The 18,081-nt window shown below is 65.4% G+C and carries 13 protein-coding genes; 5 read left to right on the top strand and 8 right to left on the bottom strand.

Annotation, left to right across the window (positions count from 1 at the left end; genetic code table 11):
* The first annotated feature begins 21 nt into the window (after positions 1-21).
* Complete coding sequence (locus BN1313_RS15660) at positions 22-1,719, top strand: FAD-dependent oxidoreductase (RefSeq protein ID WP_091743243.1); 1,698 nt, start codon at positions 22-24, stop codon at positions 1,717-1,719.
* 20 nt (positions 1,720-1,739) lie between these two features.
* Here the strand turns inward: BN1313_RS15660 and BN1313_RS15655 are convergent, their stop codons facing one another.
* The 5 genes from BN1313_RS15655 to BN1313_RS15635 form a co-directional block, all read right to left on the bottom strand.
* On the bottom strand, positions 1,740-2,840 hold the full coding sequence (locus tag BN1313_RS15655; protein WP_091743242.1) for a YeiH family protein: 1,101 nt from the start codon (positions 2,838-2,840) through the stop codon (positions 1,740-1,742).
* A gap of 18 nt (positions 2,841-2,858) precedes the next feature.
* Positions 2,859-4,349 carry a class I adenylate-forming enzyme family protein gene (locus BN1313_RS15650; protein ID WP_091743241.1) on the bottom strand — a complete coding sequence of 497 codons (1,491 nt, stop codon included), beginning with the start codon at positions 4,347-4,349 and terminating at the stop codon, positions 2,859-2,861.
* A complete protein-coding gene (locus BN1313_RS15645; RefSeq protein ID WP_091743240.1) occupies positions 4,350-5,084 on the bottom strand; it encodes a CoA-transferase subunit beta in 735 nt (244 codons plus the stop codon).
* Positions 5,077-5,907, bottom strand: coding sequence for a CoA transferase subunit A (locus BN1313_RS15640; protein WP_091743239.1), 831 nt, complete (start codon positions 5,905-5,907; stop codon positions 5,077-5,079). The genes BN1313_RS15645 and BN1313_RS15640 overlap by 8 nt, the downstream gene beginning before the upstream one ends.
* 93 nt (positions 5,908-6,000) lie before the next feature.
* Positions 6,001-6,930, bottom strand: a complete 930-nt coding sequence (locus tag BN1313_RS15635; RefSeq protein ID WP_091743238.1) for a LysR family transcriptional regulator — start codon at positions 6,928-6,930, stop codon at positions 6,001-6,003.
* Between the two features lie 99 nt (positions 6,931-7,029).
* Between BN1313_RS15635 and BN1313_RS15630 the strand changes: the two genes are divergently transcribed.
* The 4 genes from BN1313_RS15630 to BN1313_RS15615 all read left to right on the top strand — a co-directional run bounded on the left by BN1313_RS15630 (position 7,030) and on the right by BN1313_RS15615 (position 13,145).
* Positions 7,030-8,214 (top strand): acyl-CoA dehydrogenase family protein, encoded by a 1,185-nt coding sequence (locus BN1313_RS15630; RefSeq protein ID WP_091743237.1) that lies wholly within the window; start codon positions 7,030-7,032, stop codon positions 8,212-8,214.
* Positions 8,214-8,705: a flavin reductase family protein gene (locus tag BN1313_RS15625; RefSeq protein WP_091743236.1), complete on the top strand. Its 492-nt coding sequence runs from the start codon at positions 8,214-8,216 to the stop codon at positions 8,703-8,705. The genes BN1313_RS15630 and BN1313_RS15625 overlap by 1 nt, the downstream gene beginning before the upstream one ends.
* A 30-nt stretch (positions 8,706-8,735) precedes the next feature.
* Complete coding sequence (locus BN1313_RS15620; RefSeq protein WP_091743235.1) at positions 8,736-10,037, top strand: spinster family MFS transporter; 1,302 nt, start codon at positions 8,736-8,738, stop codon at positions 10,035-10,037.
* Between the two features lie 222 nt (positions 10,038-10,259).
* Positions 10,260-13,145, top strand: coding sequence for a TonB-dependent receptor domain-containing protein (locus BN1313_RS15615; protein WP_091743234.1), 2,886 nt, complete (start codon positions 10,260-10,262; stop codon positions 13,143-13,145).
* Between the two features lie 89 nt (positions 13,146-13,234).
* Here BN1313_RS15615 and BN1313_RS15610 read toward each other — a convergent pair whose 3' ends face one another.
* The 3 genes from BN1313_RS15610 to BN1313_RS15600 form a co-directional block, all read right to left on the bottom strand.
* A complete protein-coding gene (locus BN1313_RS15610) occupies positions 13,235-13,627 on the bottom strand; it encodes a DUF3597 family protein (RefSeq protein WP_091743233.1) in 393 nt (130 codons plus the stop codon).
* Positions 13,628-13,809: 182 nt separating this feature from the next.
* Positions 13,810-16,239 (bottom strand): TonB-dependent receptor, encoded by a 2,430-nt coding sequence (locus tag BN1313_RS15605; protein ID WP_091743232.1) that lies wholly within the window; start codon positions 16,237-16,239, stop codon positions 13,810-13,812.
* Positions 16,240-16,377: 138 nt separating this feature from the next.
* Positions 16,378-17,958, bottom strand: a complete 1,581-nt coding sequence (locus tag BN1313_RS15600; protein ID WP_091743231.1) for a 4-hydroxyphenylacetate 3-hydroxylase family protein — start codon at positions 17,956-17,958, stop codon at positions 16,378-16,380.
* Positions 17,959-18,081: the final 123 nt, after the last annotated feature.

Raw genomic sequence — 18,081 nt, 5'->3', positions numbered from 1 at the left:
TTCAGTATGCGAGAGGGTGGAATGTCTGAGATCATCGCGACCGACGTCGCCATCGTCGGTGGCGGGCCCATCGGCCTGACGCTGGCCATCGACCTGGCGCAACGCGGGCTCAAGGTGGTGGTGCTGGAGCGCCGCCCCGCCGGCGAAGCGCCCAGCGTGAAATGCAACCACGTCGCTGCCCGCTCGATGGAGCTGTTCCGTCAGCTCGGCATCGCCCAGTCCCTGCGCAACGCCGGCTTGCCCGCGGACTATCCCAATGACGTGGCTTACCGCACGACCATGGTCGGGCCCGAACTGACGCGCATCCGCATTCCGGCGCGTCAGGATCGCTATACAGCGAAGGATGGGCCGGATACCTGGTGGCCGACGCCGGAGCCGCCGCACCGGATCAACCAGATCTTCCTGGAGCCGATTCTGTTCGAGAATGCGGTCGCCCAGCCGGGCGTAACGATCCTGAACCGCGTCGACTACGAGTCCTTCACCGAGACGGCCGACGGCGTCCGCCTGACAGCAAGCCGTATCGACGGCGACGAGACCATCACCATCGACGCAAAATACATGGTCGGCTGCGATGGCGGACGCTCGCGCGTGCGTAGCCAGATCGGCGCCAAGCTCAGCGGCGACGCGGTGGTTCAACGTGTCCAGTCCACGTACATCCGGGCGCCGCAACTGATCGGCATGATGGATACTGAACGGGCTTGGGCGAACTTTTCGCTGAACCCGCGTCGCAGCGGCAACGTCTACGCCATCGACGGCCGCGAGACCTGGCTCGTGCACAACTACCTGCGCGACAGCGAGCCGGAGTTCGATTCTGTCGACCGCGACGCCGCGCTTCGACTGATCCTCGGCGTCGATGAAACCTTCGAGTACGAGATCCTGGGAAACGAAGACTGGTTCGGCCGCAGACTGGTTGCGGACAAGCTGCGCGAAGGCCGTGTCTTCATCTGCGGTGACGCCGCTCACCTTTGGGTGCCCTACGCGGGCTACGGCATGAACGCCGGCCTTGCCGACGCGGCGAACCTGGCCTGGATGCTCGCGGGCGTCGTCAACGGTTGGGGCGGTCCGGCCCTGCTGGACGCCCATGAGCTGGAGCGCTTGCCGATCACGGAGCAGGTTTCGCACTACGCCATGAACCACGCCCACGCCATGGCCAAGCAGCGCGGCGGCGTGCCAGCCAATATCGAAGACGCGACTGAAGCCGGCGAGATCGCCCGTCAGGAACTGGGGGGTCAGGCCTACGACCTGAACGTCCAGCAGTACTGCTGCGCGGGCCTGAATTTTGGCTACTATTATGACGAGAGCCCGATCATCGCCTTCGACGAGGAATCTGCCCCGGCCTATTCCATGGGCGGCTATACGCCATCGACCGTGCCCGGCTGCCGCACGCCTCATGTCTGGCTGGCCGACGGAAGCTCATCCTACGACGCCATGGGGCGCGATTACGCCCTGCTGCGATTTGATCCGGCGGCGGACGTGGAGCCGCTACGCACCGCAGCGGCCGCCGCTGGCCTGCCGCTGAAGGTGGTCGACATCGCTCCATCGGACGAGACGGCCATCTTCCGTCACAAGCTCTTGCTGGCGCGGCCCGACAAGCACGTGGCCTGGCGTGGGGACGCCCTCCCTGGGGACGTTGTGGGCCTGGTCGACAAGGTTCGCGGCGCGACAGCCGTCAAGGCCAAGACGCGGCGGGTCACCGAGGGGGCCGGCGTCGAGATCTGAGTGCAGGCCTCTGGTCGCCCTCAATGCCGGAGTGCGACATAGGCCAGCATCAGGCCGGCGATCCAGGCGGTCTCGGCGACCAGCATGGCCAGGGGCTTCCAGCCCACGGTCATCAATGTCTTGAACGAGGTCTTCATGCCCAGGGCGGCGATCGCCGCGACGAGGCACCAGCGCGAAACCGCCGAGGCCGTGTCGCTGATGGGTCGGCTGATCATGCCGAAGCTGCCCAAGGCGACCAGCGCTGCAAATCCGATCAGGAAGAGTGGAACCGAGGCCTTGGCCTTCGGCTCAGCGGCTCGGCTGCGGCGCATCGCGACGAAGGCGATCAGGAAGACGACAGGGAGCAGCAGTGTGACCCGGAGCAGCTTGACGTAGGTCGCCACGTCGCCGGTTTCCGGCGAGATCGTGTAGCCCGCCCCCACCACCTGGGCGACGTCGTGGATCGTGCCCCCCAGGAAAACCCCCGCGCTGGCGTGATCCAGGCCCAGCAGGACCGTCAGCAAAGGATAGGTGATCATCGCGATCGTCGACAGCGTCGTCACCGCAACGACGGTCAGGACGGTGTCGCGCTCGCTGTCGGGATGCCGCGGCAGGACTGCAGCGATGGCCAGGGCGGCTGAGGCCCCGCAGATGGCGACCGCGCCTCCGGAGAGAATGCCAAAGGTCGGGCTCAGCTTGAGCGCCCGGCCCAGGCCGACGCCCAGCAGGATCGTCGTGGCGACGGCGGCGATGACGATAAGGATCGGGCCTGCGCCCAGGCCGGCGATCTGCTCCAGGGTGATCCGTGCGCCCAGCAGCGCCACGCCGATCCGCAGCACCACCTTCGATGTGAACTCAATGCCCGCCACGCAGCGCCCGTCTTCGTGCAGGAAGTTGAAGGTCATGCCGAACAGCAGGGCGAACAGCATGACCGGCGCCCCGTAATGCTGCGACACCCATTGGGCGGACAGGGCGACGGCGATGGCCACAAGCGCGCCGGGATAGATCGCCTTCAGGGTGGCGCCTGGCCCCCAGGTCCTGGTGGGAGGCGCCGCTTCCGGCTCGGCGAAGCCCTCCATGCTGCCCAGCGACTGGAAAAGCCGATGGGCGAGTTCGCGGTCCGGCTTCAGCTCGTTGGCCATGGGCGCTCCAGAACGGTGTCAGGCGGTTCGCCGCGCAATTTCCCGCAAGGTCTGCCGGTCGACTTTGCCGACGGAATTCTCCGGCAGAACATCCAAGAAGACGACCTTGGAAGGTTGATGCGAACGGCCAAACTTGTCCTGAGCGGCGGTCGCGAGGGTCTCCGCCGATAGTCCGGCGCCTGCGTTAGAGGCGTCTCGCACGACAAACGCCCAGGGGGTCTCACCCAGGTCAGCGTCCGGGGCGCCGATGATGCAGACCGCCGCGACGCCCGGGACCTTGATGAGGGTCTCCTCGATCAGCTGCGGCGACAGATTCTCGCCGCCGCGAATGATCACATCCTTGATCCGCCCGGTGATGGAGAGATAGCCCTCCGCGTCGAAACGGCCGAGATCGCCCGTGCGGATGACCGGACCGGGAGGCACAGGCTCGCCGTGCGACTCTTCGGTCAGATAACCCAGCATGAGACTGGGGCCGGAAATGCGAATTTCGCCGTCCACGTCGGGCGCCGCGATGAGGGCGTCGTCGGCGCCGTGAATGGTCACCGTCTGGCCAGGCATGACCGTGCCGACCGAGCCGATCCGGCGCGCTTCAGGCGGATTCATGGTCGAAGTGCAGGTGGCTTCCGACAGCCCGTAGGAAACCACAAGCGGTCGGTCGAACTTGGCCTCGATGCGCTGATGCAGATCCTCAGTGATGGGCGCCGAGCCGCAACGCATCATGCGCACCGCGGCCAGGGCTTCGGGGGCGAAGTCGAGGGGCAACATGCGCGCGTACATGGTGGGCACGCCGGTCAGGATGGTCGGGCGGACCCGCGCCATCAGATCGGGCATATCCTGGGCGAGAAACCGCGGAGCGATGTGGACCGAGGCGCCGGCTAGGAGCGGCGCGAAGATCTGATTGTTGACGCCGTTGGTGTGATGCAAGGGCATGACGTGCAGCAAGAGGTCGGCAGGGGTCAGGCCGGTGCGTTCGACGACGCCGGCCGCATTCACCATCAGGCCGCGGTGGCTTTCCAGCACGCCTTTGGGCCGCCCGCTGCTGCCCGAGGTGAAGAGAAGAAGGCCCGGCGCTTCTTCGCCGAGGTCCAGCGCCCAGTAAGGCGTCCCGCCGGCGAGGTCCGCGAACTGCAGGGTCACCGCCTGGTCGGGGACGGTCGCGTCGGCGGCCGCGCCATCGATCACCGCCCAGGTCAGGCGACCCATGGTGAATCGGCGCGCCATCTCTTCTGCGCCAAGGTTGGTCTCAACGGGATAGGGGCAGGCCCCGGCGACCATGGTCGCGAGGATCGCGCAGGCCTGGTTCACCGAACGCGGCAAGGCGAGCGCGACACGGTCGCCCGGCCGCACGCCAGCCGCCTTCAGTCCGCCGGCAAGGGCGCCGACGGTTTCGAACAGAGCGCCATAGGTGATGGACTGGTCGTCATCGCTTAGCGCGATCGTGGCTGCGCGCTCAGGCGCGGCCCAAAGGGCGTGGAACGCCGCCGGAAGATTGGGATGTCTCGTCATCATCTAGTCAGCGCCCAGATTGGCGTCGCGCTCGAACTGGCCGTCGAAATCGAGGGCCGCAAGAGCGTCGCGCTCGCGCGCCGTGGGCCAGGGCGTTTCGCCCGCGCCGGTGGCGTCGAACTCGAAGCCGGTACGATCGCGCACTTCCTGCAGTGATCGCCCGGGCCGCCATGACTGGAGAGCCAGCCGCCCGTCACGCCTGATGAACACCGCCAAGGGTGTGACGACGCCGTGGAAGCCGCCGGCCGAAGTCTTGAAATCGAGTTTCTCGACCAGCGTCCGCCGCGAGTGCTCGGTGCGCCAGGTGCAGGCGCGACGCGCTGTCGGCAGCATCACCGCGCCGCCGCCGCCGCCTGGCAGACGCACCTTCGGGCCCAGCCAGTCGCCGATGACGGAGTTGTTGGCGCTGCCCTCGCCGTCAATCTGGGCGGCGCCCAGGAAGGTCAGGTCCATCCGCCCGCGGGTGCAGAGGTCGTAGAAATCCTCGTTGGCGAAGATCGAGGCCGTGCCCTCCGCCAGCACCGGATCGGAACTGGACAGTGGAATGTGCGACGGGGTCGGGTCCACGCCGCCGGCCACGTTGATGTAGGTGAACTCCCAATCGTAGGCGCGCTTGGCGATCAGACAGGCCAGCATGGGCAGGGTGGAGTTCACGCCGCTGAACGTGATCTCGTCCGGCCGGATGAAGCGGGCGAGATTGATGGCGACGTAGGAGAAGGGAGACCAGGCCTCAGACATCGGCGCTCGCCTTGGCTTCCGGCGCGGCGGCCAGGTGGGCGTCCAGCGGACCTGGCTCGAGATAGGCTTCCACGGCCGGGTAATCGATCCCATAGGCCGGCCAGCAGGAGCCGGGCCAAGCGCCGTTCGGCGCCAAGGCGAAGGCCTCGACCATGAAGTGCGGGACCAGTGTCATCTCGGGATCCTCCTGGAACACCGAGGCGTCGACCACCTTCTCGGCCACCACCCAGACACGCTTGGCGGCCCGGCTCATGATGCGGTCCCAGTGGGGCGTGCCCCGTACGCGGACATTGCCTTGAACGTCGACCTCATTGCACTGGATGACAGTGATGTCCGGCGTGATGGCCGGGATCACATAGACCGGATCGCCCTGACCATAGGGGTCATCCAGCTTCGCCCAGCTGTTGACCGTGACCAGATCGCTGCCGTGCAGGCCGCCGCACGGCTGGAAGGGCACGCCGAAGGCTGCGGCCCTCAGGCCGGCCGTCAGGCTGGCGCAGGCGTGTTCCTCCAGGATCACCGACTTCTGCTCGATGGCGCGGCGGTAGAAGGGCGCAAGACCGAAGTTGCCTTCCATGGCGACGATGCCGGCGCGCACCTTCCGCACGGCGCCGGCGCGGCACAGGATGTCGATATCGTAGCCCGGTGACTGCTTGATGATCTCCAGATCACGGCGCCCCTGGCGGATCAGCTCGCGAACATAGGCGAAGGGGCCGCGGTGCAGGAAGCTGCCGCCCAGGGCGATCGAGGCGCCGTCCGGCGTCATGGCCGCCAGCTCCTGGATTGTCTTCTGCTTGTCCCTCGATCCGTAGCCGGATGGCATCGCCTGCTCCCTGTGTCGATCCGAGCTCGTTTCATGGCTCCGGGCGCGGAAAGCAATAGCGCCTCACCTGCAGTCTCGCCATGGCTTACGCTGTCAGGCGTCGAAAGCCATGGCGAGGTCGACCAGGGCGCCGCGCAGCCAGGCGTGCACCGGGTCGTCGTTCTGCGCAGGCTTCCACACCATGACGATCTCGAGATCTGGGACCGGCACCGGCGGCCGCACCGCCTTCAGGGCGAAATCGCGCATCGCCGCTTGGGCGAGGCGACCGGGCACGATCGCCACGGTGTCGGTCGCCGCGACGATGGCTGGCAGGCTCAGGTACTCCGGAGTCTGCATCACGTAATTCGGGGTGATGCCCAGCGCGTGCCAATGGCTGGCTTCGTGACTGGCGGTAAGCCGGGGCACCGACGAAAAGCCGACGTGCCGAAGGCCTAAGAAATCGTCCGGCGCCATGTCCGCGACCAACTGGGCGTTGTCGCGTGCGCCAATGCAGACGTAGGCGTCCTGATAAAGTCGCGCGGTGTGCAAGCCCCGCGTCCGCGCCACGTTGGTCGGCACGATGAACAGATCGATGTCCGGCAGGACGCTCTTGGTCCAGGAGTTCGGGGCCGTGGCGATGAAATCCAGCGATACGCCCGGCATCTCGTCGGCCACCCGGGTCAACAGGCCCGCAGAGAACAAGGCTGTCACATAGCTGGATGTGGCGATGACAAATCGGCGGTGAGCGTGCTCGGCCCCGCCGTGGGCCCGCCAGATCAGAGCCCGCATGCTGGCGATGATATCGCTGACCTGGGGCATCAGCTGCTCGGTGAGCGCGGTGGGATTCATCTGCCGGCCGTCCCAGACGAACACCTGGTCCTTCAGCAGTTCGCGCAGGCGATTGAGCGAGGCGCTGATTGTTGATTGCGACCGGTGCAGACGTCGAGCGGCGAGGCTCACGTTCCGCGCCGACCAGATGGCGTCCATCACTAGCAGGAGCGCCGCGTCGAAGTCGGCGATATCAGGCTCATTATCAATTTTCATGATAGCTGCATTCGTCGATTAGCGAATTGTCCGATTACAATGGCGCCCATATCCCTTCTCCGCAACGCTGGCCTGAAGCCGAGAAATGCGGGGAGAGAGATGCACGAGGTTCGTCACCGGATCGAAGGGATCGCCGAGCAATTGGCAAGCCACGCCGACCAGGCCGAGACGCTGGGCAAGCTGCCGGACGAGAGCGTCCGCCTGCTCCGTGAAGCCGGCGTCATTCGCATGATGCAACCGAAGGAATACGGCGGCTTCGAAGCGCATCCCGCGGAGTGGTTCGACGCGGCCATGAAGGTCGCCTCGGTGTGCGGCGCCAGCGGCTGGATCTGCGGGATCGTCGGCGTCCATCCCTGGCACATGGCCCTCTGCCATCCGAAGGTTCAGGAGGAAGTCTGGGGCCAGGATCCGGACACCTGGATCGCCTCACCCTATGCGCCGATGGGCAAGGCGGTCGCCACCGGCGACGGCTTCGTCCTGAACGGCCGCTGGTCGTTCTCATCGGGCACCGACCATTGCGACTGGATTTTCCTGGGTGCGGTTCTCAGTGACGAGGAGGGAAACCCGACCGCCCAGCCGCCGAAGTCGCTGCATTTCATCCTGCCGCGCAGCGACTACGAGATCGTCGAGGATTCCTGGGATGTCGTCGGGCTGAAGGGCACGGGCAGCAAGGACATCATCGTCAAGAACGCTTTTATCCCGGAATACCGGACGATCGACACCTTCGGGATGCGCGAGGCCGGCAATCCGGCCGGAGGCCGTTCCGGGAGGACCGATCCCCTCTACGCCATGCCGTTCTCTGCGCTCTTTGGCGCGGCGATCACGTCTGCGGTCCTAGGCGTCACAGAAGGCTTGTTCGCCCAGGCGATCGCCTATCAGCGCGACCGGGCCGACCGCTTGGGCAAGCGCTGGGTCGATGACGCCGTGCTGAGTTTCACCCTGGGCGAAAGCGGCTCTGACCTGGACGCCAGCCGCGTGCAGAACATCGACAACCTCTCACGCATGTTCGACATCCTCTCGAAGGGCGAGCTGATCCCTTACGAGCTGCGCGTGAAGACCCGGCGCGATCAGGTGCGCTCGGTCCAGCGCTCGGTGGACGCGGCCGACAAGATGTTCACCCGCACCGGCGGCAACGCCGTGCGCGCGGACAAGCCCCTGCAGCGCCTGTGGCGCGACGCCCATGTCGGCCTGCACCACGGGATCAACACCCCGCAGCCGATCTACCAGGCCGCAGCCGCCGTCGCTTTCGGTCTTGAACCGCCCACCGGCGGCATGGCGATCTGATGGTCTTGCCGGCGGACTTTAAGCGCGCCATGGCGGCGCTGCCGGCTGGCGTGGCCGTCGTCACCGCGGCCACGCGGGACGGCGGCTGGTGCGGGGCGACGCTCAGCGCTTTCATGTCACTGTCGCTGGACCCGCCGCTGGTCGCCATGGCCATGGCCGAGACTTCGCGGACCGCGGCGGCGATCGAGGCCGCCGGCGCCTTCGCAGCCCACATCGTCGGCGCGCGGCAGGAGGCCGCGGCGATGCGGTTCGCGTCGTCCGGGACAGACAAGTTCGCCGGGCTGACCACTGAGGTGAACGATCGCGGGACGCCGGTCATTCAGGACTTCGACGTCGCCGTCGAATGCGTCCTCGAGGCCGCCTATCCGGGCGGCGACCACCGCATCTTCGTGGGCCGCGTCGAGGCCGTCCGGATCGCCGGCGTCGTCCAGCCGACCATCTGGTTCGAGCGCGGATTTCATCCGGTCCCGATGCAGCTTCAGGGCGCCTGAAGAGCGCCTTCACACGATTGGGGGAAACCGGTGCAGACGAAGTCCGCGACCGCCGGCCTGGGCCGAGAGACACTCTACCCACACTATGTCCTGGGGCTGCTTTGCCTGGCTAACCTGCTCAGTGTCGCCGATCGCACGGTCGTGGCCCTGCTGCTGGAGCCGATTAAGCGCGACCTCGGGGCCAACGACACCCAGATGAGCGCGCTCACCGGCGCGGCCTTCGTCCTGCTCTACACGCTTGTCGGTATCCCCGTGGCGCGATGGGCGGATCGTGGAAACCGCCGCTCGATCCTCGCCATCGGTATCGCGTGTTGGTCGTTGGCGACCGTGGCCTGCGGCGTCGCGGGCAACTTCTGGCAGATGCTGCTGGCTCGCGCAGGCGTCGGCATGGGCGAATCCACGGCGACCCCGACCTCGATGTCGCTGATCGCCGACTACTACTCCCGTCATGTCCGGCCGCAGGCGATCGCCGTCTTCAACTTGGCCCAGCCGCTTTCGACCATCCTGCTGACGCCCTTGATCGGGATTATCGCCGACGCCCATGGCTGGCGCGCAGCGCTGATGTTGCTGGGTGTGCCTGGCGTGGTTCTCGCGCTTTTGATCCGTTTCACGGTTCGCGAGCCTGACCGTGGCCGCAAGGACGCGGCGACAGCGCGTCCGAAGGATCCTGCGACGTGGACGGCAGCACTCAGGGCGATGTTCGCCTCAAAGCCCTTCATGCTGATCCTCCTGGGCACAGCCATCACGGGCCTGGGGAACGGCACCCTCGGGGCCTGGGGCTACGCCATGATGATGCGTGCCTTTGGCGTTTCAGCGACCGAAGTGGCGTCTATCGCCGCCCCCATCGGGGCGATCTCCGGTTTCATCTGCACGCTCGCTGGCGGTTACCTGACCCCTTGGGTGGCGAACAGGCTGCGCGACCAGCGTTGGCTGGTCCTGTTGCCGGCGATCGCCGCGGTGCTGACGATCCCAGGCGCCCTGCTCTATGTGTTCGCCCCTTCGTGGCCTTGGATGATCCTGGGTCTGGTCATCGGGTCTGGCACCAACGCCTTCCGGATGTCGCCCTATCTGGCGCTTTCCCTCGACATCATCCCTTCAGTGTACCGCGGGATGGCCTCTGCGGTGATCCTGATCGCGACGAACGTCATCGGCAACGCGATGGGTCCGTTGATCGTCGGCATGATCAGCGACGCCTTGGCGCCAAGCCTGGGCAGCGTCGAAGGTCTGCGTGTCGCCTTCATGTTCGCCCCGGCCACGGTGGCCTTGGGCGTCATACCCTTCTTCATGGCGGTTAAGTATTTCGACCGCGATGGTGTCAAAGCGCTCAGCTAGCGGCGCAGATATTGACGTATAATTTCATCCGCCATTGCGACTGCGATGGCGGATGAAATCGTTTGTCAAATACGCTGGTTAAGGTACGTCAATATACTAAGTAATATATCGAAATAGGCGATAACTGCATTCGGATTATGCCTAGTTGCAGAGGCCTAGATTCTTCCTGAAAACCGCGTTCAAGCGACGACAACAAGTCGCCGCAGGAATTGGGGACGGGAAATGCACAATCGGGACCGCTGCCTAGGCGCAGCGCGGATTTTCTGCGGCGTGAGCGCCATCGCCATCAGCGCCGCCTTCGCCATCCCGGCCGCCGCTCAAGACGCAGGGGCCGCTGAACTGGAAAGCGTCGTCGTCACAGCCTCGCGGATCGTGCGCGACGGCTACGAGGCCCCGACGCCGACCACCGTCGTTGGCCTCGCCGACCTGCAGAAGCAGTCGGTGTCGAACATCGCCAACTATGTGAACATGCTACCGCAACTCGGCACAGGGGCGCAGGCCTCGCCGCGCTCCACCAATTTCGCAGCCGGCAACCTCGGCGGCACCAACTCCTTCAACATGCGCAACCTTGGCCTGGTCCGCACCCTCACCCTGTTCGATGGGCACCGGGTTGTCGGCTCAAACCTGCAGCAACTCGTCGACGTCAACCTGTTGCCGACGAACCTGATCAGCCGGGTGGACGTGGTGACCGGCGGCGCCTCGGCCGCCTGGGGTTCGGACGCCGTCGCCGGCGTCGTAAACTTCGTCTTGGACAAGACCTTCACCGGCGTTAAGGGCACGGCGGCCTACGGCCAGTCATGGCAAAACGATGGAGCCAACGTCAGCGGCGACCTCGCAGCGGGCTTCCGATTTGCTGGCGGACGCGGCCATGTCCTGCTCTCCGGCCGGTACGAACGCGAAGACGGCATTTTCAGCAACGCCTCCCGCGAGTGGTTCACCGGCTATAAAGCCGTGCCGAACACGGCGCGCACTGCGACCAATGGCCAGCCGGGCTTTATCGCCTACGACAAGGCCGGGATACGGACAGCGACCCCAGGCGGGATGATCGTCGGCGGGCCTCTGGCGGGCGTTCAGTTCGGCCCTGGCGGCCAGGTCCTGCCCTACCAGGCGGCGACGACCGGCAGTGGCCTGATTGGCGTAGGCGGCGACACCTATGACATTGGCCCCAACCTCGCGATCACGCCGGATACCCGCAACGGCGCTCTCTTCGGCCGCGTGAGCTATGACCTGACCGACAACATCAACGCCTATGTCGAGCTCAGCAAAGGCTGGAGCTACGGCCTCAACTACACCCTTGGTTATATGCGCTTTGGCGACATCACCATCCGGGCGGACAACCCCTTCATCCCCGCAGGCCTCGACCTGCGCGGGCAAACATCCTTCCAGCTTGGTCGGGTAATGGAGGAGCCGGGCCTCAACGCGGTGCAAGCTAAGAATAAGCGCAATCAGACCCGCTTGCTCCTGGGCGTCGATGGCAAGACCGACTGGTTCGATAACTCGTTCAAGTGGAGCACCTACTACCAGCACGGCGAAACGGACCTTTACGCCGAAAATGCCCATAACCCGATCATCGCCAACTACAATCGCGCGGTGGACGTTGTTCGCAACCCGGCCTCAGGCGGCGTTCCGGGCATCGCGGTGGGTACGCCGGTCTGCCGCTCGACCATCACCAACCCGACCAACGGCTGCCAGCCCTTGAACCTCTTCGGCAAGGGGTCGCCTTCGACGCAAGCCATCGACTATGTGACCGCAAGCTTCGCCTGGCAGAAGATCTATGTGAAGCAGGACGTGGCTAACTTCGATTTCCAGTTCGAGCCCTTCTCGCTGCCGGCCGGCCCTCTGGCGGTGGCCGCCGGCGCCGGATATCGCAAGGAAAGCTTCCACAATGTCGTCGACCCGCTCGGCGCGGCCAACTCGGGGGCCGTCTACTGGTTTGGCAACTACAAGGCCAGCCGTGGCGAGATCGAGGTCAAGGAAGCGTTCGTCGAAGTCGTCGCGCCGCTGCTGAAGGACCTGCCCTTCGTCAAGAGCATGGACTTCAACGGCGCCTATCGCTCGACCGACTACTCCACCAGCGGTCGCGTCGGCACCTGGAAGCTCGGCCTGACGTGGGACGTTACGTCCGACCTCCGGCTCCGTGGCACCCGGTCGCGTGACATCCGCGCGGCCAATCTCGACGACCTGTTCCGGGCGCCGGCCGCCGGGGCTCTGATCGGAGCTCAGGTTCCCGGCACCAGCCAGCAGGTGTTCGTTACGACGATCACCGGCGGCGTGCCGACTTTGACGCCAGAAATCGCCTCCACCACCGCTTTTGGTCTGGTCTATCGGCCGAGCTTCCTGCCGGGCTTCAGCGTTTCGGTTGACCGTTGGAAAATCGGCATTGACGACGCCATCGTCACCCAGACGACGCAGCAGGTGGTGAACGCTTGTTACGGCGTCGGCGAAGTCAGCAATCCGCTGGCTTGCAACCAGATCAACTACAATCCGAACCCGCCGACGCCGGACCTCGCGGGCCGTCTGACCAACTCCTCGGTCCTTGTTGGCGGTGCCAACATTGCTCGTCAGGACGTGGCGGGCTGGGACATCGAGGCGAGTTACCGGCGCGATCTGGCGGATCTTTTCGACGGCACGGTCGGCACGATCGACCTGCGAGCTGTCGGAACCCACCTGACCAAGTACACGCAGACCGCGAACGGGGTGACCCAGGACTATCGCGGAATGGTGTTCGCTGGCATCTTCCCGATCGCTGGCGGGCCAAAGTGGCGGTGGTTGATCACCGGGACCTACAGCCTCGGTCCGAGCGCCACGACCTTCACCGTGCGTACGATTAGCAACGCCGTGGTCAACAACGCACCGCGTGATAGCGCGACGGCCGTTCTGCAAAACGACATCAGCGCCCGGGGCTATCTCGACATCAACCAGAGCTGGAGCTTGAACTTCCTGGGCTCCCAGTCCCAGATCTTCGCCAAGGTCGAGAACGTCCTCGACACCCAGCCGCCGAAGGTGCCGTCCAATGCGCCGACCTCGCACGCCTCATCGGGCGTCAACGGCGAATACTATGACCTGATCGGCCGCTATTGGCGCGTGGGCGTGCGCTTCCGGTACTGATCGACCGACCCCGTTTACCTCCGAAGACCCCCTTCAAGCCCGGTGGTGGGAGCCACCGGGCTTCTTTTTGCGTGGCGCGTTCCGTGGCTTCAGCCGCGGAGGCTTGCAGGCACTTGGCCGCCATTCTCGGACAGCTTCTTCCAGACGGCCTTGGAGAGGGCGATGTTCTGTTCAGCGCTGCCTGCCGGACCTGCATTGACGTCCAGTTCCGTGGCCAATTCCTTGCGGGCCTCCAGGCTGGAATCCAGGTCCAGCAGCTTCAGCAGGTCGACGATCGAGGTGCGCCAATTGCCGCCGCCGCCCTTGCTGGCGGCCATGGCCTCCAGGATCGGCTCAACGTCCACGGGCGCGGCGGGCGCCGGTTGCGCGGGTGTGGCTGGCGAGGGAGTCGCCGCTGGTGTGGGCGCGGGCGCTGCGGGCGCTGCCTCAGGCTCGCGCTTGTGGCCGGTGATCTTGTCCCAGATCTTGCTGAAGATGCTCATGGTGGTCGCCCTTTCGCGTCGGCGGTGCGCCGGTTGCGTGGGTGACAACGGCGGGCGCAGACCGCCGTTCCCTAGAGGCGCTTGCCGGCTCACTCCCTTGCGCGGACTCCAGCGCGCAAGGGAGTTGGCGGACGGAGCCCGGTGCAGGCGCCGGCCATGCCCCCGCCCCGGGCTGCTGCGCGCTAGAAGTCGACGTTGAAGCGGACGCCGAAGGTCCGGGGCGGCGCCAGGTTGGTGGTGTAGAGCGTCGGCGTGATGGTGATGTTGCCGTCGCTGCCGGTGTGGATGACTTCGTTCGTGATGTTCCGGCCATAGGCCGAGAGCGACCACGTCCGTTCGGGGTTGCGGTAGGTCAGCGAGACGTCACCGGCGACGTAGCTCGGCGAGCGCACACCTTCGGTGTAATCGACGCGCAAGAAGTTGGAGCCGGCGAACTGGGCCGTGCCGGACGCCTCGACCGCCGCCCCGCTCGCGAGGTTGAAGGTGTGCGTGTAGGCCACGGTGCCGGAGTAGCGCGGGGCGCGCAGCAGCGGCTTGCCTGAACAGTCGATGGTCTGGAAGGGCGCGCCCGGGGTGATGGAACAGCCGGTCTTTTCCGGCGTCTGGCCGAGGGTCTCATAGCTGAACTGATTGAACTTGGTTCTCAGCAGTTCAACGCCGGCCTGAAGCGTGTCGTTGGCCGTCAGTCGCGCGACGACGTCGACATCGACGCCGTACATGGTCCCACGACCGGCGTTAGTGTAGCCGAATACGAAATTGCCGGCGACGTCTTGGGTCGCGAAGATCTGCTGGGCGTCCTTGTATTTCCAGTGGAAGGCCTCGAGGTTCACCTGCAGGCGCGAGTTGAGGAAGCGGTTGCGCGAACCGACTTCCAGCGCGGCCAACTTCTCTGGATCGTAGGCCGAGGCCGCGTTCGCGGTCGCGCCAGCCAGGGCGAAGGCGTTGAAGCCGCCCGCCTTCTGGCCCGTGCCATAGGTGACGAACAGCATGTTCTGCGGGGTCAGATCGTACTCGGCGCCGAATTTATAGGTGACGTTCGAGTCCTTGTTGCGGCCGGTGTAGCGGCTGACGATGCAGACCGGCCCGGTCAGGTAGCAGGGACCGGCGACGGGGGCCGCCTGGAACGGCAGGCTGAGCGGAGCGGTGTCATAGACCTCGCCTACGCCGTTGATCCGCCGTCGATCGGTCGCGTAACGGCCACCCGCGATCAGGCGCAGAGTCTCGGAGAGGTTGAAGGTCACCTGGCCGAAGATCGCCGAGCTCTCGGTCTTGAGCTTGGTGATGTCGGTGCGCACGCCCTGGAACTGGACGGTGTTGGGCGAGCCAGAGTGGGAGCTCTGGTCCTCGCGGAAGTAATAGAGGCCCGCCACCCAGTTGGCCGCGCCGGTCTCGCCGCCCAGCCGCGCCTCGAAGGAGTAGGCGTCGGACTTCTCCTTTTCGCCCTTGGCGTCATCGTAGGTGACGAACGGGAAGGTCGTGTAGTCGTTACGCGCCTGCCGGTAACCCGGCAGCACCGTCAGGGTCGCGAAGCCCAGGTCCCAGTTCACCTCGGCCGAGAGGTTGTTGAAGTTATTGTTCATCCGCGCCTGGCTGGGATCACTGGGCGCGATGAGCGAGCTGAAGCCTGTGGGGCAGAAGCCCTGCACTGACGTCGCCACGACGCCGTTGCGGGTCGCCGACGCCGCCGGGATCACGCCGTTCGGATAGCACAGGCCGCCGTAGGCCACCGCCGCCAGGATCATCTGCTGGGCGCGTGGGTCAGGCGTCGAGATGCGGTCCTCGGTCACCGGCGCGACGCCGGCCGCATTGAGGATGGCGAGGACACCTGCTGAATAAGGGCCGCGAATATAGTGGGCCGGTCCGCGACCGCCGACGTGGGTGCGATCGGCTGACAGGCGGATCGAAAGGTCGTCGTTCGGCTCCCACAGGCCTTGCAGGCGGTAGGATTCGTGCTTGTCGTCGTCGAAACCCAGGCTGCCATAGCCGCCGCGGCTGACGAGCTGGACGGCGCCGCGGAAAGCCAGGGTGTCGCCCACCGGCAGGTTGTAGGCGGCTTCCATGCGGCCCAACTTGTAGCTGCCGACCTCCGCCTGCAGCCGCCCGACCTGCACGCCCAATTTCGGCTTCATGCTGATGATGTTGATCGCCCCGCCGGTGGCGTTGCGGCCGTAGAGCGTGCCTTGCGGGCCCTTCAGGACCTCGATCCGCTCGATGTCGTGCATGTTGCCCTCGATCGAGTTGGCGCGCGCGACATAGATCCCGTCGACATTCACGGCGACGGCCGGATTGGTCAGCGGGGTGGAGCCGAAGTCGCCAACGCCGCGGATGTAGATCTGGGTGGCAGGGCCGCCCTGGCCGATGGAGACCCCGGGTTCCAGTTTCGTGAGATCACGAACCTGGACCACGCCAGCCTGTTGGGCGGCCTCGGGCGAGATCACCGAGATCGCCAGCGATGAGCGCTGGACCGACTGTGTCCGTCGTTCGGCGGTCACGACGACTTCGGAAACCCCGGTGTTGGCGGCGTCGGCCGCGGTCTGCGCGAACGCCGCGGAGGCGGCGACCACGGAGTTCAGCAACGCGCCGTAGACAAGCGCTCGCTTGACTGAGTTCATCTTTCGCTCCCAAGTCTCGTTTTTGTTTCTGGTGGAATTGGACGACGCCCGCCGTTGATCGGCGGGTCGCGTCTTGGCGTTTTCAGTGGTGTAAGTGAGAACCGGCCGGGCCCGCGAAGGCCCGGCCGTTCAGACCGCCTAGCCGCGGCCCACGGCGGGCGCCGTGGGGTGCGAGGCGGCGGGGTAGGACAGGGTCAGCGCCTTTTCGGCCTCGGGCGGCGGGGCCGGCGGGGCGATGGTGGCGGGGGCCACTGGCACCGGCGCCGAGCGGCCCGTGAGGGCGCGATCCACCACCTTGGACAATTCGCGCTTGTCGTAACCGAGGTAGAGCCCGGCGACATTGCGCACGGGGTCGCCGCTGTAGAACTTCACATACTGGCGCACCCGCTGGCCGAAGGCGTCGCCGGTCAGGTCCCAGGCGAGCTTGAAGAGGCTGACCCGCTCTTCCGCGCTGTGTCCGGGCGCGCCGCGCACATATTTATCGATGTAGCCGCGCAGCTCGACGTTATCGAAATCGCCCTTGGACGGCGCGTAGAAGAACCCGCCGCCGGCCAGGGTGTGGATGATGTCCACGAACTGAGTGTGGATCGCGCCGGCCTGGAAGTGCGAGGCCATCACGCCGCCCATATAGGGAATCCAGTCGCCGTCTGGGCCCTCCACCGCCATGGCGTCTGCGGCGAAGTAGGCCGTCTTCACCTGCTCGAGCTGGACCAGCATCTGGCCGAGCTTTTCCTGGATATGCAGGAAGCCCGTGATGCCGATGGCTTCCGACACCCGTTGGGCGACGCCGCAGAGCAGTTCCAGCGACGCGAGCTGGCGGGAACTCGTCTGGACAATGACCGAAGATCGCGGATCGAGCGGCGAGCCGTTCACCACCGCGGCGCTGCCGGGTGAGCCGTCGACGACGATGCGGTCCCAAGGCACGAGGACATCGTCGAACACAGCGACGCAGTCCATCTCTTCGAAGCGCGTGCTGAGCGGATGGTCGAAGTGCGCCCGATCGCCTGGCGAGAAGCTCTCGCGGCAGATGAACTTCACCCCCTTGGTGTTGGAGGGGATGGCGAAGACCAGGGCGTAGGCGTCGTCGCCCGGCGCTACCCCGCCGAAGGGTGTGACGAGGAGTTCCTCCGTCAGGGCCGCCATGGTGCCGAGCATCTTCGCGCCGCGCACGATGATGCCATCCTCGGTCTCCCGGACCCGGCCAAGGTGAAGGTAGGGGTCTTCCTGGTTAGCCGAGGTGCGGCTGCGGTCGATTTGCGGGTTCACCAGAACATGGGTAAGGAACAGATCGTTCTCGCGGCAATACTCATAGTAGCGACGCGCATTCTCACCGTACTTCGCATTGGTCTTGGCGTAGTGATCCGCCTGGAAATTCCAAGCCAGAACGAAGGCGTTCATGAAATCGGGAACGCGACCCATCAGGCCGAAATGTTGGTCTGCGCGAACCTTGAAATGTCGACGTTTCTTGACAACATCCTCGCGTGACTTTGCGACCATGAATGACGTCGAGACAAGATCCCCCGTGGTTGGGGATTCATAAAGACAAATATCCCGCATGCGCGGGTCGTGCTGTAGATCATATTGATCCATGATCGTTTCGATCGGACCGGTAAACGCTGGATGAGTCGTTATGTCCTCAATGCGAACGCCGTTGAAATAAACTTCTGGCTGATTTTTTCTTATAGAATCCAGATAATCCTGGCCAGTTCTTGCGCCCATGGCGTCTCTCCCAGACGTTTACTTATGTAAACGCGATTTTGGAGATATCTTACGCTGTAAGTATGGGTCGTCAAGCCGTGAACACGCCGCTTTTGCGTGGGCGGGCGCTCGGAGCGCCTGGCG

It is taken from the genome of Phenylobacterium immobile (ATCC 35973) (genome assembly GCF_001375595.1).
GTDB classification, from domain to species: Bacteria; Pseudomonadota; Alphaproteobacteria; order Caulobacterales; family Caulobacteraceae; genus Phenylobacterium; species Phenylobacterium immobile.
This window is presented reverse-complemented; position numbering and strand designations above follow the sequence as displayed.